The organism is Gluconobacter japonicus (genome assembly GCF_002723975.1).
GTDB lineage: Bacteria > Pseudomonadota > Alphaproteobacteria > Acetobacterales > Acetobacteraceae > Gluconobacter > Gluconobacter japonicus.
In genome coordinates, this window is sequence record NZ_BEWO01000005.1 from 98,917 (window position 1) to 118,481 (window position 19,565).

The 19,565-nt window shown below is 56.0% G+C and carries 17 protein-coding genes and 1 tRNA gene; 11 read left to right on the plus strand and 7 right to left on the minus strand.

What is annotated here, in order from left to right; translation table 11 throughout:
• Nucleotides 1-81: 81 nt before the first annotated feature.
• Nucleotides 82-2,037 (plus strand): squalene--hopene cyclase, encoded by a 1,956-nt coding sequence (gene shc, locus GJA01_RS04900; protein WP_062504426.1) that lies wholly within the window; start codon nt 82-84, stop codon nt 2,035-2,037.
• A complete protein-coding gene (locus GJA01_RS04905; RefSeq protein WP_062504305.1) occupies nt 2,037-2,669 on the plus strand; it encodes a nucleoside phosphorylase-I family protein in 633 nt (210 codons plus the stop codon). The genes shc and GJA01_RS04905 overlap by 1 nt, the downstream gene beginning before the upstream one ends.
• Here the strand turns inward: GJA01_RS04905 and GJA01_RS04910 are convergent.
• The 3 genes from GJA01_RS04910 to GJA01_RS04920 all read right to left on the minus strand — a co-directional run bounded on the left by GJA01_RS04910 (nt 2,637) and on the right by GJA01_RS04920 (nt 6,004).
• Complete coding sequence (locus tag GJA01_RS04910) at nt 2,637-3,998, minus strand: sodium:solute symporter family transporter (protein WP_062504309.1); 1,362 nt, start codon at nt 3,996-3,998, stop codon at nt 2,637-2,639. The two genes, GJA01_RS04905 and GJA01_RS04910, sit on opposite strands and share 33 nt — an antisense overlap.
• A gap of 84 nt (nt 3,999-4,082) precedes the next feature.
• Complete coding sequence (locus GJA01_RS04915; RefSeq protein WP_062504311.1) at nt 4,083-4,883, minus strand: RlmE family RNA methyltransferase; 801 nt, start codon at nt 4,881-4,883, stop codon at nt 4,083-4,085.
• Entirely contained in the window at nt 4,880-6,004 is a 1,125-nt protein-coding gene (locus GJA01_RS04920; protein ID WP_062504313.1) for a Ppx/GppA phosphatase family protein, read from the minus strand. The genes GJA01_RS04915 and GJA01_RS04920 overlap by 4 nt, the downstream gene beginning before the upstream one ends.
• 157 nt (nt 6,005-6,161) lie before the next feature.
• On the opposite strand from GJA01_RS04920, the gene GJA01_RS04925 reads away from it, so the two are divergent.
• From GJA01_RS04925 to GJA01_RS04935, 3 genes are all read left to right on the plus strand, one after another.
• Nucleotides 6,162-6,235: transfer RNA gene (locus tag GJA01_RS04925), tRNA-Gln, on the plus strand.
• A 148-nt stretch (nt 6,236-6,383) separates the two neighbouring features.
• Nucleotides 6,384-7,877, plus strand: a complete 1,494-nt coding sequence (gene guaB / locus GJA01_RS04930) for an IMP dehydrogenase (protein ID WP_062504315.1) — start codon at nt 6,384-6,386, stop codon at nt 7,875-7,877.
• 56 nt (nt 7,878-7,933) lie between these two features.
• Nucleotides 7,934-9,262 (plus strand): RsmB/NOP family class I SAM-dependent RNA methyltransferase, encoded by a 1,329-nt coding sequence (locus GJA01_RS04935; RefSeq protein ID WP_062025175.1) that lies wholly within the window; start codon nt 7,934-7,936, stop codon nt 9,260-9,262.
• Here the strand turns inward: GJA01_RS04935 and GJA01_RS04940 are convergent.
• Nucleotides 9,210-9,734 carry a GNAT family N-acetyltransferase gene (locus tag GJA01_RS04940; RefSeq protein ID WP_082785276.1) on the minus strand — a complete coding sequence of 175 codons (525 nt, stop codon included), beginning with the start codon at nt 9,732-9,734 and terminating at the stop codon, nt 9,210-9,212. The genes GJA01_RS04935 and GJA01_RS04940 overlap by 53 nt on opposite strands.
• Nucleotides 9,735-9,832: 98 nt before the next feature.
• On the opposite strand from GJA01_RS04940, the gene GJA01_RS04945 reads away from it, so the two are divergent.
• The gene (locus GJA01_RS04945; protein WP_062504317.1) at nt 9,833-11,656 is read left to right on the plus strand and encodes a cation:proton antiporter; all 1,824 of its coding nucleotides are present in this window, start codon (nt 9,833-9,835) and stop codon (nt 11,654-11,656) included.
• Here the strand turns inward: GJA01_RS04945 and GJA01_RS04950 are convergent.
• Nucleotides 11,653-12,162 carry a L,D-transpeptidase family protein gene (locus GJA01_RS04950; RefSeq protein ID WP_062504319.1) on the minus strand — a complete coding sequence of 170 codons (510 nt, stop codon included), beginning with the start codon at nt 12,160-12,162 and terminating at the stop codon, nt 11,653-11,655. The genes GJA01_RS04945 and GJA01_RS04950 overlap by 4 nt on opposite strands.
• Before the next feature lie 155 nt (nt 12,163-12,317).
• Here GJA01_RS04950 and GJA01_RS04955 point away from each other — a divergent pair, with 155 nt between their 5' ends.
• Entirely contained in the window at nt 12,318-13,052 is a 735-nt protein-coding gene (locus GJA01_RS04955) for a response regulator transcription factor (protein ID WP_062504321.1), read from the plus strand.
• 17 nt (nt 13,053-13,069) lie between these two features.
• On the opposite strand, the gene GJA01_RS04960 is transcribed toward GJA01_RS04955, so the two are convergent.
• On the minus strand, nt 13,070-13,867 hold the full coding sequence (locus GJA01_RS04960) for an exodeoxyribonuclease III (protein ID WP_062504430.1): 798 nt from the start codon (nt 13,865-13,867) through the stop codon (nt 13,070-13,072).
• An 80-nt stretch (nt 13,868-13,947) separates the two neighbouring features.
• Here GJA01_RS04960 and GJA01_RS04965 point away from each other — a divergent pair, with 80 nt between their 5' ends.
• From GJA01_RS04965 to GJA01_RS04980, 4 genes are all read left to right on the plus strand, one after another.
• Nucleotides 13,948-14,955 carry a dipeptidase gene (locus GJA01_RS04965; RefSeq protein WP_062504323.1) on the plus strand — a complete coding sequence of 336 codons (1,008 nt, stop codon included), beginning with the start codon at nt 13,948-13,950 and terminating at the stop codon, nt 14,953-14,955.
• A gap of 351 nt (nt 14,956-15,306) precedes the next feature.
• Nucleotides 15,307-17,190 carry an excinuclease ABC subunit UvrC gene (gene uvrC / locus GJA01_RS04970; RefSeq protein WP_253783332.1) on the plus strand — a complete coding sequence of 628 codons (1,884 nt, stop codon included), beginning with the start codon at nt 15,307-15,309 and terminating at the stop codon, nt 17,188-17,190.
• Between the two features lie 108 nt (nt 17,191-17,298).
• Nucleotides 17,299-17,901 (plus strand): CDP-diacylglycerol--glycerol-3-phosphate 3-phosphatidyltransferase, encoded by a 603-nt coding sequence (gene pgsA, locus GJA01_RS04975; protein WP_062504326.1) that lies wholly within the window; start codon nt 17,299-17,301, stop codon nt 17,899-17,901.
• Nucleotides 17,902-18,002: 101 nt separating this feature from the next.
• On the plus strand, nt 18,003-18,608 hold the full coding sequence (locus GJA01_RS04980) for a hypothetical protein (RefSeq protein ID WP_062504328.1): 606 nt from the start codon (nt 18,003-18,005) through the stop codon (nt 18,606-18,608).
• Nucleotides 18,609-18,661: 53 nt separating this feature from the next.
• Here GJA01_RS04980 and lexA read toward each other — a convergent pair whose 3' ends face one another.
• Nucleotides 18,662-19,387, minus strand: a complete 726-nt coding sequence (lexA, locus tag GJA01_RS04985) for a transcriptional repressor LexA (RefSeq protein ID WP_062504330.1) — start codon at nt 19,385-19,387, stop codon at nt 18,662-18,664.
• Between the last annotated feature and the right edge of the window lie 178 nt (nt 19,388-19,565).

The window sequence follows — 19,565 nt, forward strand, 5'->3', positions numbered from 1 at the left end:
AACACCACTCCCCTTGATGAGGGCTGCATGTCCCGGAAGACCTGAATAATGTTGATCTATCCAGACGAAAAAGAAGACCGCATGAGCGAGACCCTTTCCCACAAGCCCATTGAGGGAGACGACGTCACTCGTGCGATCGAGGGGGCTCATGCAGCCCTTGGCAAACGTCAGAAGGACGATGGGCACTGGGTTTTCGAGCTTGAAGCCGATGCCACCATTCCTGCTGAATACGTTCTTCTGGAACACTATCTGGATCGGATCGATCAGGAAAAGCAGAACAAGATTGGCGTTTATCTCCGTCGCATTCAGGGCGAGCATGGTGGTTGGCCCCTGTACTTCGGTGGCGGCTTTGATCTCTCCGCAACGGTAAAAGCTTATTTTGCCCTGAAGGCCATTGGTGACAGCATTGACGCGCCGCATATGCGTCGTGCACGTGAAGCCATTCTGGACCATGGTGGCGCAGCTCGCTCCAACGTCTTTACTCGTATTCAGCTTGCGCTGTTTGGGGAAGTTCCCTGGGACGCAACGCCTGTCATGCCGGTTGAGTTGATGCTGCTCCCGCGGACGGCGTTCTTCTCCGTATGGAACATGTCTTACTGGTCCCGCGCGGTGCTCGCTCCCATGCTGGCTGTGGGGGCTTTGAAGCCTCAGGCCGTCAACCCTCGCGGTATTCATATACAGGAACTGTTCGTCAAACCGCCATCTGAGGTCAAAGACTGGATACGCGGGCCTTACCGCTCTATCTGGGGTCGCGCGTTCAAGCATCTGGATACGGCGTTACGACCAGTTCTGCCACTCATCCCCAAGACAGTTCATGACAAAGCCCTCAAGGCGGCCATCAGCTTTATCGAGCCGCGCCTGAGCCGGGGCGGCCTCGGTGCAATCTATCCTGCCATGGCTAATGTGGTCATGCTGTATCGTGCCCTGGGTGTGCCGGATAGTGATCCGCGTGTTGTGACGGCATGGGAGTCCATTCAGGATCTTCTGGTTCACAAGGACGACGAAATTTACTGCCAGCCCTGCGTGTCTCCTGTCTGGGATACAGGGCTGTCCGGTCTGGCCATGATGGAAGCTGCGTCCGGAGCACATCCGACAAAGCGTGATGAAACCCTCGCAAAGCTGAAGAAAAGTGCCGAGTGGCTGAGAGATCGTCAGATCCTCGACGTCAAGGGAGACTGGGCAGTCAACACGCCGGATTTGCGTCCAGGCGGATGGGCTTTTCAGTACGAAAACGATTACTACCCGGACGTGGATGACACAGCTGTTGTCGGCATGCTGCTTCATCGTGTTGACCCTGAAGAAAACCGCGAAGCGATTGAACGCGCCCGTGAATGGATCATCGGGATGCAAAGCACAAATGGCGGCTGGGGCGCGTTCGACGTCGATAATGACCTTGAGATGCTGAACCATATTCCGTTCTCGGATCATGGCGCACTCCTTGATCCTCCTACGGCAGACGTCTCGGCCCGGTGCATTTCCTTCCTATGCCAGCTTGGCCATCCGGAAGATCGCCCGGTGATCGACAAGGCGCTGGAATACCTGCGCAAAGAGCAGGAAAAGGAAGGATGCTGGTTTGGACGCTGGGGGACGAATTATATCTACGGCACATGGTCTGTTCTGTGCGCGCTGAACATTGCGGGAATTGCGTACGATGACCCCATGGTGAAGCGCGCTGTGAACTGGCTGGAAGATATTCAACGTTCGGACGGCGGCTGGGGCGAGGATTGTGCGACCTACGAAGGTGCACCCCCGGGTATTTACAAGGAAAGCCTGCCATCCCAAACGGCTTGGGCCGTTCTGGCCCTCATGGCTGTGGGTCGCAGGGACAGTGAGGCCGTCAAGCGCGGTATCAACTTCCTGATGTCCCAGCAGGATGAGAACGGCGAATGGCAGGAAGAAGCCTATAACGCCGTTGGCTTCCCGAAGGTCTTCTACCTTCGCTATCATGGCTACAAACAGTTCTTCCCGCTTCAGGCCCTGTCCCGATATCGCAATCTGGGCACCAGCAACACGGGTCGCGTGGAATACGGTTTCTGATGCTCGGTGTTCTGGTTGGAATGAAGCAGGAAGCCCGCATTATTCGCCGCTTCCTCCCTGATGCCCCCATTGCCTTGAGCAACGCGACAGCATCTGGCGCAGTAGAGGGAGCTGCACGGCTTGTTCAAGCAGGTGCAACCCGGCTGTTATCCTTTGGCTGTGCCGGGGGTCTATCGTCCAGCGTTGTGCCGGGAACGATCATCGTGGCAGACCGGGTCGTTGTTCAGGACAAATCCTACAACGCAGACATTGCTTTGAGCAGATGCTTCGGGGCCGATCATGCGCGCCGTGGAGGTCTTCTGCACAGCAACAACCTTATCGAGACAGCAGAAGAAAAAAGCCTTCTATACGGCCAAACCCGTTGCGTGGCGGTCGATATGGAAAGTGGCGCGGTTGCCCAGACAGGCAAGCCCTTTGCTGTGCTAAGGGTGGTCTGCGATGATTCGGACCGGGATCTGCCGCCTGCTGCTCGTGATGGCTTGAAAGATGGTGCCATATATCTTCCCGGATTGCTTGGCTCTCTCGTGAGACATCCCAAGCAGATTCCAGCCCTGATGGGACTTGGAAGAGACGCAGCAGCGGCCCAGAAGGCCATTGCGTTATTTCTGGAAACCTATCCGCCGCAGTTTTGAGAAAACGGTCGCGCCTACGAACGCAGCGATAACACCCGCTGGAACCAGCCATGGGAAGGCGATGGGGTGCCCATCAAGACGCACCATCGCCAACAGACCCAACACGGCAATAGATACCAGAAAACCAGCAATTCCGCTTGCTTCGTCCCGAGAATGCGCGAGCATGGCCAGCAGGAAAATGCCTAACGTCGCACCGTAGCTGTAAGATGCTATGGAGAGACCGAACACGACAGCAGAGCCGGTCGGGTGCGAGAACAGCAAAGCGGTTGCGACCAGCAAAACAGCCCAGAACGATGTCGCCGCCCGCAGGGAGAGCGTGTTTTTAGGAAAGAAGTCACTTCTGGTTGCCGCGGCCATGGAATTCATGGCGCTGGAAAGCGATCCCATTGTCGCGGCTAAGATACCCGCGATCAGCAATCCGCGCAGAATTGGCGGTAATGTCAGAATAAACTTCGGAAAAAGTGCATCTGGCGCGCCCTGATACTCCGGCCAGAGAACATGCAGTCCAACGCCTATAAAAGAAAGCAATGCAAAAAGAAGCGCCACGACAAAAACGCTTCCGATCATCGCAGCACGCGCGCCTCCAAGAGTTCTGGCGGCAAGGCAACGCTGTAACATCAACTGGTCCGTCCCGTGAGACGCCAGGGAGAGGATCGCTCCTCCTACCACTGCACCCGTTACCGAAAACGGGTTGGTGAAAGCGGGCAGACCGGATGTGAAGAGTGGGGCAGCATGGAAAACCGCAGGACCAAGGCGGTAAAACAGCACAATGCCACAGGCAGCACTTCCGCCCAGATAAAGAACAAGCTGGAGCGTATCGGACCACACCACAGCCTTCAGACCACCCGCCAACGTGTAGGCCAATGTCAGCACGACGATGCCTATGAGCAAAACGAAGTCAGGGACGGGGTATCCGATACTCGCAAACAGGAGGGAGACAGGAAGCATGCCTGCATAGAGACGCACCCCCTCCGCCAGAAGACGTGTCAGGAGAAATGTGCCGGAGACAAGCTTCTGAAGACGATGTCCGAAACGCTGCCCGACATACCGATAAATGGATGTGGCGCCGCGCTCATGAAGCGGCAGAAACCATATCGCAACGGCAATGCGCCCAAACAAATATCCCAGAGCCAGCCCCAAGAAGACATAGCCATGTAGAAAGGCAACGCCGGGAACACTAACGATTGTGAGTGTTGATGTTTCTGTGGCCACCAGTGACAGGCATATGGCCCAGGGCGGCAAATCCTTGTGAGGCTGCCGCGCCAGTGTAAGCGCGAAGACGGGCAGGGAGGCCAAGTACAGCAGGATTACGGTCAGGCTCTGGATCATCCTGTCCGTTCTGTAGCCGCAACATGTTCCGGTCAAGCGCGCAAACTGATGAGCGCTTCTGAAAAGCACTCATCAGAAGGGAGGTTAGTCTTCTTCGATCAGACGTTTGGGACGAAACCCGGTAGCGATGACGTACAACTCGCTTGATTCTTTTCTGGAAGCAGGCGGCTTGACGTGTTTGACGGAAGCGAAAGCCAGCTTCATGGAATCAAGCATCTGCTTTTCAGAGCCGCCCTGGAAAACCTTGGCAACAAAGCTGCCACCTTCGGCAAGAACCTGCATGGCAAAGTCGAGCGCACCTTCGGCAAGCCCCATGATGCGCATATGGTCGGTCGCTGCATGACCGGTTGTATTAGGAGCCATATCAGACATCACCAGATCAGCAGGGCCGCCAAGAATTTCCTTCAGGCGGTCCGGCATCTCAGAATCGGTGAAATCACCTTCAATGATCTCGGCTCCACTCACGGGATCGACGGGCAGGAGGTCAACGCCCGCAATATGCCCTGCACCACGCTTGACGGCCACCTGTGACCAACCACCTGGCGCTGCACCAAGGTCAATGACGCGCGCACCCGGCTTGATGATGTGAAAGCGGTCATCAATTTCGATCAGCTTAAAGGCGGCACGGGACCGCCAGCCCTGCTTTCGGGCAGCAGCCACATAAGGGTCATTCAACTGACGGTTCAGCCAGCGCTGCTGCGCAGTAGTACGGCCACGGGCAGTACGGAGCGTGACGACCTTGTTACGGGCTGTCTGGGATGTCGAGGCGTCCTGTGTGGCATCAGCTGCCCCAGGGGCAGCTGCGCTCTTGAGAGCTTTTCCAGGGATGCGCTTGGGTCCCGTATCCTTTTTAGAAGAACCGGAGCGGGATCTGGGCGGCTTCATATCGTGGCGTAATTCCCGAGAGGGCCCCTTGAACGGGGCGTGACATGACGATAGGGCCTACGGCGTTCCCGTGTGAAACGCTGGCCATAATCGCGGGCCATACGCAGCAGCATGCCGTCACGCAACCCCCGATCGGCAATCGTGACCTCTTCTATAGGCCATGCGCGATGAATTGCCTCGAAAATTGCACAACCCGGGAGAACATATTTCACACGATCCTCTCCCACGCATGGATGGGCGGAAAGATGATTTCTCGAAAGCCCGCGCAACGTATTGATGGCTTCGCGCATGACGTTACCCGGCAAAGTAAGACCATCAATCGCTGCACGATTATAACGGGGCAGGGAAAGAGCCACACCAGCAAGGGTCGTCACTGTCCCGGATGTTCCCAGCAGGCAGGCATTTCCCTGCGTGATTTCCCTTCGGATGCGATGAATATTCTCGAAATCGGCCAGATGGCTCTGAACGTAAGACACCATCTCCTCATAAGAAGACCCGTGGCCTTCGCCGAACATTTCCTGAAGGGTAATGACGCCGACAGGCATACTGGTCGTGCCGATCAGAGTCTGGGACTTACGAGCCTGATCCACCCGGACCCATGCTACTTCCGTTGAACCACCGCCAATATCGAACAGAACGCCACGCTCAGCCCGGGCAGGGGCATGAGACGGCACACGGAAAAGCGGAGAGCAGCTTTCAAGAGCCAGCTCGGCTTCTTCGCGGGCAGTAATGATATCGATCGTCAGGCCGATTTCGCTCTGAACACGTTCAAGGAACTCGCGACCATTCGCCGCCTTGCGGCAGGCCTCCGTTGCAACGGCCCGAACGTGGGAGAGGGGCCATTGCTTCATGCGTTCCACACAGATCCGCAGAGCATCCAGCGCGCGCGTCATGGACTCTTCCGCCAGACGGCCACTCAGACGCAGTCCTTCGCCAAGACGAACAGAGCGATTGAAGCTATCAACCACACGGAAACCATTGGCTGTTCCGGCAGCAATCATGAGACGGCAATTATTTGTTCCAAGGTCGATGGCGCCAAAGAACGGTCCGGCCTGACGGGTACTAGACGTCCGTACTGACGCCTGACCTGATAGCCTGTGCTCCGTTCCTTGCCTCATCATCTTGTTTAGGCTCCCGATTTGCCCGTTTTGGGACCTTGGATAAGCAGCATGAGACTGGAAAACGTCTGACCGCAAGAAAAATATCAGTTTTTCTAAAAAAAATGAAAATGCCCCCTTGCGTCACCCAGCCGTGATGGGTAAACACCCACTCACCGCTTGGGAGATAGTTTAGCGGTAGAACTACCGGCTCTGACCCGGTCAGCCCTGGTTCGAATCCAGGTCTCCCAGCCAAAAAATTCCTTAAAATCTACCGCAAAAAGAGACTTCCCCTTCAGGGGGAAATTAGTCTATGAGGACCCGCCAACGGCCGGTCGGGCCTTTTGGCTCCCGGTTCTGATTTCAGCGTCTCACGACGCATGACCAACGGGGGCCAGCGGGCATGACATCTCCTTCCTGCACAACTGATCTAAGCGCACGCATTCGCGAAGCACTGGCATTTGACGATGTTCTCGTCGAGCCAGCTGAATCATCCGTGCTTCCGGCCCAGACGTCGACACGTACACGCCTTACACGCACCATCGAGCTGAACATTCCCCTGATGTCCTCCGCCATGGATACGGTGACGGAAGATGGCATGGCCATTGCCATGGCTCAGCAGGGCGGCATGGGCGTCATTCACAAGAACCTCTCCATCGAAGAGCAGGCCGAGCAGGTTCGTCGCGTCAAGCGCTTTGAATCCGGCATGGTGGTCAATCCCGTCACTGTTGGTCCGGATCAGACACTGGCAGACGTCAACGCCATCATGGCCCGCCATGGCGTCTCGGGTCTGCCCGTTGTGGAAGACGGGACAGGCATCCTTGTTGGCATCCTGACCAATCGTGACGTCCGCTTCACGACGGATCTGAATACCCGCGTTCGCGATCTGATGACGAAAGAGAACCTTGTCACGGTTCTGAACGGCGCTGCGCCAGAAGAAGCCCGCGCACTGCTGCATCGCCACCGCATTGAAAAGCTGCTGGTTGTGGACGAGGGCGGTCGCTGCATCGGCCTGATCACTGTCAAGGATATGGACAAGGCCACAACTCATCCGCTCGCCATCAAGGACGATCAGGGCCGCCTGCGTTGTGCTGCCGCTGTTGGTGTCGGCGAAGACGGACTGAACCGCGCTGCGGCTCTTGTGGAAGCTGGCGTAGACGTCATTGTCGTAGATACGGCGCATGGTCACTCACATGGCGTTCTGAACACCGTCCGGACCCTTAAAGAGCGTCATCCCGCTCTTCAGGTCATTGCGGGCAACGTCGCCACGCCTCAGGCCGCACGCGCACTTATTGAAGCCGGCGCCGACTGCATCAAGGTAGGTATCGGTCCGGGGTCCATCTGCACCACGCGTGTTGTTGCTGGTGTAGGCGTCCCGCAGTTCTCCGCCGTTATGGAAACCGCTGCGGCCTGTCATGAGCTTGACGTCCCGGCCATTGCGGACGGTGGCATCCGGACATCCGGCGACATCGTGAAGGCTATCGGTGCCGGTGCTGACGTCGTGATGGTTGGCTCGCTGCTGGCTGGCACGGATGAGAGCCCGGGCGAGACGTTCCTGTATCAGGGACGTGCTTACAAGTCCTATCGTGGCATGGGCTCTCTCGGAGCCATGGCGCGTGGCTCTGCGGATCGTTATTTCCAGGCGGAAGTCCGTGACACGCTGAAGCTTGTGCCGGAAGGGATCGAAGGGCAAGTTCCTTATAAAGGCGGCATGGCTCCCGTTGTGCATCAGCTCGTTGGTGGTCTGAAGGCCGGCATGGGCTACACCGGATCTGCCACGGTTGCCGATCTTCAGGTCCGTACCATGTTCCGTCGCATCACAAATGCTGGCCTGCGTGAAAGCCACGTTCATGACGTGACAATCACGCGTGAAGCCCCGAACTACCGTCGGGACTGACATTTCATATGCATTGGCCTCTCGCTTTGAGAGGCCAAACCGGCTACGGGGGCGATATGACCCCCGCAGCTCGCCTTTCCGGCGCCATTGATCTGCTTTGTGCGATCCAGAATGCGCCCCGCCGTCCCGCAGACGCTACTGCCAACGCTTTCTTCCGTGAACGCCGCTATATTGGTGGTGGAGACAGACGCGCCATTTCCACACTGGCCTGGGATGTGCTTCGTGGCTGGAGACGGTTGCACTGGCATCTGGAAGGCAGCCAGGGCGACATTTCTCCACGCCTGCTCTGCGCAGCCTCCATGCTGCTGTCTGGCACGACGATGGATCAGGTCCGGATGATGTTCAGCGGCGAGCGCTATGCCCAGAACCCTCTGACGCCACGTGAAGATATCAACCTCAAGCATCTGGAAGGAAAAGAACTTTCCAGCCAGAAGCAACCAATCGCCATCCGCCTGGAATATCCGGACTGGATCGAGCCCGCGCTCCGCGAGACCTTTGGTTCCCGCATGGCGGACGAGATGGAAGCCATGCTGGGCACACCCACGCTGGATCTGCGCGTGAACCTTCTGAAAGGCACGCGGGAAGACGCTCTACGCGCGTTGAAGCGGGAAGGACTTAACGCTGTTCCGACCAAGCTTTCCCCATGGGGTCTGCGCCTCGATGGGCGTCAGCCCGTCACGGCCGCACAGGCTTTCAAGGATGGTCTGGTCGAAATTCAGGATGAAGGATCGCAACTGGTTGTAGCAGCGGCTGATGCGCGCCCAGACAACCGCGTTCTGGATTACTGTGCAGGCGCAGGCGGCAAGACGCTCGCCCTTGCCATGACCATGGAAAACAAGGGCCATATCGTTGCCTGCGATGTTCACGAGAAACGCCTTGAAGGTGCGGTAAAGCGTCTGCGTCGGGCAGGTGTTCACAACGTTGAACGTCACCTTCTGGTGACAGGCGATAAATGGGCCAAGCGTCGTGCTGCGAGCTTCGATCGTGTTCTGGTAGATGCGCCGTGTTCAGGGACGGGCACTTGGCGCCGCAACCCGGATGCACGCCTGCGCCTGACGCCGGAGGACATTCAGGAACTTGTTATCAAACAGTCCGAAATCCTTGATCGTGCAGCATCTTTGGTCAAACCGGGCGGGCGGATGATCTACGCAACGTGCTCTCTTCTGGCTGCTGAAAATGGCCAGCAGATTGATGCGTTCCTGAAGCGTCGGACGGACTTTGTTCGGGTTCCGACGGAAGATCTGCCTGACCTTCTTCCGGCTGAACTCCGCGAAAAGGCCCAGTTCTCCCTAACGCCGCTTCGGGACGGAACAGACGGCTTCTTCGCCTGCGTCATGCAGCGTCTGGAGCCCGTTGCTCAGACGGAAGAAGCTCCTTCCACATAACAAGAGCATCCACATAGCCGCGCTCGGGGTGGTTGAAGGCACCAGGAAGTGTTCCAACCACCCGGAAACCGAGACGCGTCCAGAGTGCGATGGCGCGGTTATTGGTGCTGACAACGAAATTGAACTGCATAGCCCGGTAGCCCAGGGCCTGCGCTTCTTTCAGGGCAAACTCACCCATTTGACGACCAGCACCATATCCGGGAGACGCGACGAAGGCCGCATTCCCAACATGTCGACCACCACCTGACTGATTATCCTGAAGATAAAAAGTTCCGACGATCTCACCATCAGGACTTTCCGCTACAAACACGCGATGTTCGACAGCCATCCAATATCCGAGGGCCTGCCGACGGCCCCATGTCCTCGGAAGGGCATAGGTTTCGCCAGCCTTGAGAACAGGCGCAAGAACACGCCAGATCCCCTCTCGATCCAGGGATTGCGCAGGGCGGATGACCAGTTTCGATTCTGACACGCAGATACTCCCTGCAAAGTGAGACGGTTAGGCCCGGACCATGATCCGGGTTATGATACCGGTTTCCAAGTCAGCACGGGACAGACGCGCTCTTACACATGCAGTATGATATCTTCCTTGGCATAGCCCTGACATTCGGGGCCGGAATGCTGGCCCAGTGGGTCGCCTGGCGCTTTCGCCTCCCAGCGATCGTCCTCCTCTTCACCATAGGACTGCTGTTCGGGCCTGGGCTGGGTATTCTCCATCCATCCGAAACGATGGGATGGGTCTTCCGTCCGCTTGTGTCGCTCCTGGTGGCGATCGTGGTGTTCGAAGGGGGAATGGCGCTGGACATTCGCCAGCTTCGGGAAGCCGGAGAAGGTGTCGCACGCCTGACGATGCTTGCGCTGCCCATCAACTGGGTCTTGGGATCACTCGCTGCGCATTATGTTGCCCATCTCGAATGGGGCACATCCATGCTGTTTGGGGCCATTATCGTCGTGACAGGACCGACGGTGGTTCTCCCGCTTCTGCGCAGCGCGAAGCTACAACCTAAAGTGGCCGCATTTCTGCGATGGGAAGCCATCGTCAATGATCCGTTGGGAGCGATTCTTGCGGCTGTAGTTTTACAGCTCATGCTCCTGCATGTGGATCTGCATACCGGCGTTTTCTTTACCCACACGCTGCCAGACCTTCTAGCCGCCGCAACCGAGTCCATCTCGGCAGGCATCCTTCCGGCTTATCTGATCCGCTATCTCTTCACGCGCGACATGATGCCGGAAATCCTCAAAACGCCGGTTCTCATTTCCATGGCGCTGGTCATCTTCACAGCCTGCAATCTGGAAATGGAGGGGGCAGGGCTGGTCGCGGTGACGATTTTTGGAATGGCGCTGACCAACCTTCATATTCCCGGCGTCGCAGAACTTCGCCGCATCAAGGAATCCATGGTGGTTCTGGTGGTGTCAGTTCTGTTTATCCTGCTGACGGCCGACCTGCATCGTGAGGTGCTCAAGCATCTTTCCATTCCGATTCTGATGCTGACATTGGTGGTGCTGTTTGTTGTCAGACCTGTGGGGATTTTCTTTTCCACGCTTGGAACGAGCATGCCGTGGAAAGAACGGCTTTTTGTCGGATGGATTGCGCCTCGCGGTATCGTGGCTGCCGCCGTTGCTGGGGCGGCAGGTATTCGCCTGAAGGAAACAGGATACCAGTCTGCCGATCTCATCATGCCAGCCGTGTTCGCTGTCATCGCTGTGACAATGATCCTGCATGGCTTCTCGCTCCGACCCATTGCAAGAGCGCTGAAACTCACCCTTTCAAACGATCCAGCTATTGCCATTCTGGGTGCCAGCGGATGGTCTGTCGATCTTGCAGCGTGTCTGCACCGGGAAGGCATTCCAGTCCTTCTGGTGGACAACAGATCGAGCGCCCTGATGCCGGCAGCGCAGATGGATATTCCGGTTCTGCGCACGGAACTCTTGTCTCAGCACGGGCAGGAGGCCCTTGAGGAGCGTCCTGCTGATTATCTGATCGCGACGACAGGTGATGGTATTTATAACGGCATGATCTGTGGCCATCTGGCTCCAGCCATGGGACGGGAACGCGTGTTCCAGATCAGCCCTGGCGTGGCGAGACTGGATTTCTATCACGGTCTGTCTCGTGACTCGCGTGGGAAGGTTCTTGGAGAACCTGCGTGGAACTACACCCTGTTCGATACTCTTTTCGAACAGGGGTGGCGCTTTACGTCCCGCGTTGCAACAGACGCAAATGCAGGCGGTTTCGGAACGGATGATAACCGACTGGATATCCTCGTCAGTCGACGGACAGCCATCCTTATTCGATCCGCCGAAGACCCGACAACGATCGTACCGATGCCGGGAGATCTTATGATTTCCATGGTCCCACCTACCGATCAGGCCAAAGGAAATGGGGAAGCGTCTTAGGGCGCTTCCACAATAATCGAGGTTAGCCCCTGTGCCAGGACGCGGCGAAGATCGCGTTCCTGTAAAGCAATGCACCCTTCCGTAAACCCCGTCACAGTCGGCAGATGCAGGAAAATTGCTGATCCACGCCCCGAATCGGGTTTGAGATCGTTCCATCCCATCACAATGCAGAGATCATAAGCATGGTCTTCCCTCCACATTTTTTCGCATGAGGCGGCGTGGGGAAGAGTAACCGGACGGTTGTAATCGCGAGAGCCCACGTCATCACACCATCCATCTGATGGAGCGATTGGCTCAATAGGCAAGCCGGCGCCGGAAACCGGCCTTTCCGTACGGTCAGCACGATAGAGAATACGGCGCAGCGGTAATTCTCCCACCGGCGTCGCGTGATCACCTTCGCGCTTGTCAAGGCGTATGCCGCCTGATCCAATCAAAGCCGGAATGATTTCATTTCGAAAGTAGAGAAAAGCGCGGTTTTCAGCGATTCTCAAATTAGCTTTAGTCATCAGGCTGTTTTCTTTTCAATTTGCATTTGTCATACCTCATGTTGCAAGTTTGCTTCGCTTTCCAGCAATGGGGAGAGAAGAATTAGATGCGTGGCTTATCAACGCGAACCCACGCGGATGTGACGCTTCCGCTCAGATAAAACGAGACAGGTATTATGGCAGGTCCCCGCCCCATCCTCGTAGTTGATGACGACGACACACTCCGGCAGTTGCTGGCAGAACAGCTCCAGCACGGTGGCGAACTTGAGACGATTGAAGCGACTTCTGTCGCGACTGCTCGGGAACTGCTGAAGAAGCCGGGGGCACGCTATGATGCGATGCTGCTGGACATCACCCTTCCAGATGGGGATGGACGTGACTTCTGCGCAGAACTGCGTCGTGAGGGCGTTCGCATGCCAATCATCATCCTGACCGGCTCAGATGATGAAAGCGATATTGTTCGCGGCCTGGATGCCGGTGCCAATGATTACGTGGCCAAGCCTTTCCGGATTGGCGAACTTCTGGCCCGACTTCGCGCACAGCTCCGGATTTTTGAAAACAGCGAAGATGCCGTTTTTGAAATTGGGCCTTATGCGTTCCGTCCCTCCGCAAAACTCCTCGTCGAGACCGCGCGTAACCGCCGGATCCGTCTGACGGAAAAGGAAGCAGCGATCCTGAAGTATCTGTATCGTGCAAGGCATCGCCCTGTGGCACGTCAGGTTCTTCTGAACGAGGTTTGGGGCTACAACGCGGCCGTCACGACCCATACGCTCGAGACGCATATCTATCGTCTGCGTCAGAAGATCGAGCCGGATCCGACCAAGACATCCCTGCTCATCACGGAAGGGGGCGGTTATCGCCTTGATCCGGAAGGCAAAACAGTCGCTACAGCGGAATCACTCCCGGCCTGAAGCCGGGAGCAAGCCGGTCAGGCTGGATCAAAATCCAGCACGACCGGCACATGATCTGACGGGCTTTCCCAGTCCCGCACATCCCGACGAATACGGATATCCCGTAATCCCGGCATCAGGTCAGGCGTCATCCAGACATGGTCAAGACGACGCCCACGGTCAGACTTTTTCCAGTCCTTGTTTCGATAAGACCACCACGTATAGAGCTTGGTCGGTTCAGGCGTGATACGCCGCATGGCATCCTGGAAACCTGTCGCCATCCAGGCATTGAGCCGTTCTGTCTCCGGCGGTGTGTGGCTGACGATCTTCAAAAGCTGACGGTGGCTCCAGACGTCATGCTCCAGTGGCGCAATGTTAAGGTCTCCGACCACGATGCTGCGAGCAGGAGGCGTTTCCGTAAACCAGGCGGTGGCTTCCTCCACAAAGGCCAGTTTGTGAGCGAATTTCTCGTTTTCTTCCGGATCAGGAATATCGCCGCCGGCCGGAACGTAGAAATCATGAAGCAGAACCGGGCCACCAGGAGTTTCGATGGAGGCCGCGATATGCCGGCAATCCTCGCGGCTACACCAGTTTGGAGTGTTCGCAACGGACGTCAGGGGCAGCCGCGAGAGAATCGCCACCCCATTATAGCCCTTCATGCCGCGATAAAGCTGATAGGGCAGTCCGAGCGCCGTTAGCGCTTCAGCCGGAAAGAGCGGATCGGGAACTTTCGTCTCCTGAAGGCAGACGATGTCCGGATTTTCCTCCTCGACCAGCTTCTGCAAAAGGGGCAGCCGAAGCCGGAGGGAGTTGATGTTCCATGTAATCAGACGCATCACCTCTGGATCGACTGAATTGCTCTCTTTGACAAGCACCTCTTGCGTCAAGAAAGCCTCCACCCGATCTAGGACGGATCATGACTGACCTTCACGACACGCTTCTCACTTTCGATACTCATATCGACATTCCCTGGCCCGACATGAACGATGCCTGGTCTTCGGATAACCCGCGAAAAGTGGATGTTCGGAAGTGCCACCAGGGCAAACTGCGATCCGTCTGCCTTGCAGCTTACATCCCACAAGGGCCACGCGATGAGGCGGGCCATGAAGAGGCCTGGGAGCGTGTGCAGGCCATGCTGAAGGTCATTAATTCTCTGGGAGGAGAGCAGGACGGGCTGGCGGCTCGTGTGTGCCGGACAGCTCAGGATGTTCGTTCAGCCTTCAAAAACAATGCTCTCGCCATCGTACCCGCCATTGAGAATGGTCATGCTCTTGGTGGTGTCCCCGCCCGAATCGGCCAGTTGGCCCGGGACTATGGCGTTCGATACATGACGCTGACCCATAACGGGCATAATGTGCTGGCGGATGCAGCCATTCCTCTCAAAAGCCTGAACGATGTCACCGCGCTTCATGGTGGCTTGTCAGAAATTGGCCGAGAGACAATTCGTGAAATGAACCGGCATGGCGTTCTGGTGGATGTGTCGCACACTGCGAAATCTACAATGATGCAGGCGTCCGAACTCTCCACGACACCTGTATTCGCCAGCCATTCCTGCGTCCGCAGTCTATGCGACCACCCCCGCAACCTTGATGACGAACAGCTGGATCGCCTTAAAGAGACTGATGGCCTGATCCAGATTACGGCTATGGGGTCTTTCCTCCGCAAAGGAGGCGCTGGAACCGTCGAAGATCTGGCCCGGCATGTGGCTTACGTTGCCGAGCGCATCGGTGTGAGGCACGTGGGCGTTTCGTCTGACTTCGATGGTGGCGGTGGCATTCCCGGCTGGGAAGACGCAACAGAAACGCGAAACGTGACCCGTGCTCTGGAAGCTGCTGGATTTGGACCGGACGATCTTTCTGCCATCTGGGGTGGTAACATGCTGCGGCTGATGGAAAAGGCCGAACAAGCATCAATTTCAGCCTGAAAATCGCCCTCAGCTCAGTAAAAAAGTTCTCTCAAACGGGAACAGAACGGGACCATGAAGACTTAAAGCGAAGTGCACTCGTCCACCATGCTTTTAAGAGTCAAGAGGTCCTGTTCAACCAAAGCCAAGAATGGGAAAAATTTCTCACCCATCCATGCAACGGAAAGAATTTATAAGTCTTTTCAATTATTTACGTTTAATGATTAAAAAATAGGCAATCTGACGGCAGGGCTTGCAAACCTTGGCCTTCATGATTCTGTCATGGAGCAACCCACAGACTTGTCCACAGGTTCAGTGGATGACTGAAGAACCGGCATGAATGACCTCACGCCCAAGGAGATGAAAACAAGAATGACGGCTGAGGAAGTCCCTGTTCCGACTGTTAAAAAGCAGGGCGTGGACGCAATTCGTGAGGCTTTGAAGACCATTCCCTACAGCTCTGGCGTGTATCGCATGCTGGGAGAGAAGGGGGAGGTTCTGTACGTCGGCAAGGCACTGAGCCTCAAGAAACGTGTGTCGTCCTATACGCGGATCAACCAGCTTCCTGAACGCCTTCGCCGGATGGTGTCCATGACGGTCTCAATGGAGATCGTCATTACCAGAACGGAAGCGGACGCGCTTCTTCTGGAAGCAAACTACATCAAGCGCATGAAGCCGCGCTTCAACATCCTGCTACGGGACGACAAGAGCTACCCCTGGCTGATGCTGACGGAAAATCACGAGTTCCCTCAGATCACCAAACAGCGTGGCAAACCGGTCAAGGGCGCAACCTATTGGGGGCCTTTTGCTTCGGCCTGGGCTGTGAACCAGACGCTGAACCTTGTGCAGAAAACCTTCCTTCTCCGCTCGTGTTCAGACTCTGTTCTTAACAGCAGGACCCGTCCGTGCCTGCTTTTTCAGATTAGACGCTGCTCCGCACCTTGTGTGGATCGCATTTCCAAGCCTGACTACGCCGAACTGGTGATGCAGGCGAAGCAGTTCCTGTCAGGTAAAAATACAGAGCTGCAACAGGAGTTGGCGATCGAAATGGAGCGGGCTTCTGAAGCCATGGAATATGAGAAGGCTGCGGCGATCCGCGATCGTATCCGCGGTTTTGCAAGCATCCAGAACTCGGGAATTATCAATCCGGCGTCCATCAATGATGCCGATATCGTAGCGATCTGGCAGGATGCAGGTCAGACCTGCATTCAGGTTTTCTTCATCCGAGGCAGCCGAAATAATGGCAATAGGGCGTTCTATCCCGTCCATGCCGAAGAGGAGGCTCCTGCGGATGTCCTGTCAGCATTCCTGCTGCAGTTCTACGACAACAAACCTCCGCCACCGTCCATTCTGGTGAATCATGCCTTACCAGAACAGAAACTTATTGAGGAAGCCCTCAGCATCCGGCGTGAGCAAAAGGTTGAAATCTCGTTTCCGCAACGTGGCGAAAAAAAGAACGTCGTCGATCACGCCACCCTAAACGCGCGCGAAGCCTTGGAACGGAAGCTTGCGGAAAATACGGGCCAGAAAAAGCTTCTTGAAGGTGTAGCGAAGGTTTTCAACCTTCCAGAAACGCCCAAACGTATCGAAACCTATGACAACTCACACATCATGGGGCAGGCGCCTTATGGTGTCATGGTCGTGGGCGGCCCGGAAGGGTTTGAAAAACGATCCTACCGGAAATACGCCATTAAAGGGCCTGTCACTCCGGGAGATGATTTCGGCATGATGCGTGAAGTCATGGAACGCCGTTTTGGCAAGGACAGGGAAACCGACGAGAGACCCGAAGACTGGCCGGATCTTCTGCTGATTGATGGTGGTCTGGGACAATTCAATGCGGTCCGCGCGGTACTGAATGATCTGGGCGTGACAGGCATTCCCATTGTGGCGATTGCCAAAGGGCCGGATCGGGATGCGGGCAGAGAATGGTTCTTTACGGAAACCCAGCCCCCATTCCAGCTTCCACCGCGAGACCCGGTTCTTTACTACCTCCAGCGCCTACGCGATGAGGCTCATCGCTTTGCCATCACAACACACAGGGCAGGGCGCTCCAAAGGATTGCGAAAATCAGAACTGGATGACGTTCCGGGAATCGGCGGTGCTCGCAAGAAAGCTCTTCTGAATCACTTTGGCTCTGCAAAAAGTGTGAGACAGGCCAGCCTTGAAGAGCTTGAAACAGCGCCAGGAATCAGTTCAGGCATTGCCAGAGCCATATACGGACATTTTCATCCTGAATGGCTCCGGACGCAAAGCTGACATTTCCGTGAGGATCGAGGCTCCATCTCCTTTTGGCACAAAAAATACACACATCCCGATCAGATTGGCGCATACCGGAACCAGCCAAACTGTTCTAGACTGCCTTCGATGCTCACTGATCTGCCAAATGTCCTGACCCTGCTTCGCATAGCGGCCATTCCAGTTCTGGTCGCTCTGCTAGCCCTGCATTCCGCACTGGGGAATGTAGCAGCCTGTGTTGTCTATACGGCGGCCTGCATCACGGATTATCTGGATGGCGCTCTGGCACGTCGGTGGCAGATGCTGTCCGAACTGGGGCGCATGATGGACCCTATCGCGGACAAGCTCCTGGTAGGAGCCCTGCTACTGGCTTTGGCTGGCCTGACGGTTCTTCCGGTATTCTCGCTCTACGCCGCGATCATCATTATGCTGCGCGAGATCCTTGTGAGCGGTCTGCGTGAATACATGGCTTCCCAGCGGGAAACCCTTCCTTCTACCCGTCTGGCAAAATGGAAGACCGGCATCCAGATGGTCGCCATTGGCTTCCTGATTGGTGGAGACAAGGCCGCTGCCGCTCTTCATCTGTCCTTTCTGCCCGCCACGCTGATTGGTGGTATTCTGCTGTGGATCTCAGTTATTCCAACAGTTCTCAGTGGCTGGGGCTACCTTACAATTGGCTTTTCCAGAATGATGGCATCTGATCCGCGCAAGTCCTCGAAGATCGTATCCTGATCTGGACTGTGCACGATTATTATTGCAGTTATCATCCCATCATCTGGCGCTTTCACGCAATGATCGCTAAAGGTCAATGATCGACCTTATGGGAGTATGCAATGCGTAAGGCCGCTCTACTGGCATTACCTCTCGCCCTGAGTGGCTGTTCGGGCATGGGCAAGTTTTTGAACGATACAGCTCTGTGGTCAGGCAGCAATCCTAACGCGCCACACGGGGATAGTGAAAACTTGCGTCGTGCTCGCGGGGAAACAGTTGCCTCCACGCCGATCCTTCCGGAAGGCGGGAATATGTGGCCTGGCTCTCCTCAGCCTCTGCCAACTCTGAAAGATGTTGAAAACCCCGATAGCGTGTTCAATCGCGCTCTGGGCGATCCTGCGACATATTTCGGCGGCGCCTCAATCGACAAAACATTTATGGGGGGAATTGCCGGCTCTGGTGCTTTGGGGTCCATGGGACATCAGATGAAACCAGGAGAAAGCATCTCGGCTGGAGAAAGTTCGGATACACGTCATGGTGTGTCTCAGGACCGGAGCAACCTCATCCCAGCACTTCCGACAAGCGTTCCAGATAACGCGCCCCATTTCCTGTCAAAAAACCCCGACAAGACAATCATCATTCCAAACGGAGATGGCACAAGTACGCTCATCGCCCCTGACGGAAAGGTAAGGGTTGTCCGCGGCATTCCAACTGCCCCGAAACATTAATCTGCATAATGGTTCCTGAAAGGCCCTCGCGGACTTACAGGAACCATACACGTTCAATACTGACGGAAGAGCGCTACCAAACGCCCCTGAATGCGAACACGCGACGCCGGAAGAATGCGGGTTTCATAATCCCGGTTGGCAGCTTCAAGGGCGATTGTAGAACCGCGCCGACGCAGTTTCTTGAGGGTCACTTCCTGATCATCAATCAAAGCCACGACAATCTGGCCATTATCCGCGAGTTCGCCACGGCGAATGATCGCCATATCTCCGTCCAGAATGCCCGCTTCAATCATGGAATCGCCTGCAACGGTCAGGGCATAATGTTCACCCGTGCCAAGCAGGGAAGAGGGTACCTGAATATGGGTGCTCTCATCCTGAAGAGCCTCAATCGGCAGACCTGCCGCGATACGCCCGTAGAGAGGAATCTGAACATTCACATCTTCGACGGGCGAGCGCGGCGCTTCCGAAAAAGCCCCCTCCATAGCCTGACGGCCACCTTCGACGACTGTCGGCACGAATGGAGCCTGCGCAACAGTGCTCTCAGCATGTGGCGCATCCATTCCCATATGAGGAAGACGCAGAACCTCCAACGCTCGGGCACGATGATGATGCCGACGCAGGAAGCCCCGTTCCTCAAGAGCGGAAATCAAGCGATGGATACCTGATTTGGAGCGGAGCTCGAGCGCATCCTTCATTTCGTCGAAAGAGGGAGAATACCCGGTCCGGCGAAGGTGCTCGTCAATATATAGCAAAAGCTGGTGCTGCTTGCGCGTCAGCATACAGGCGCTCCTGTGCGCCTCGGTGGAGGCATAATCTGAAAACAGACAGAACACATGACCAACATGTATCTCCCTTTTGTTCTTTATAGGTTCCTCTTTACCGGACCACAAGGACGTCAATGTCCTGAAAACATGAGTTTTAGCGGCTAAAATTGATTATTTTTCCGAAAAAAGACAC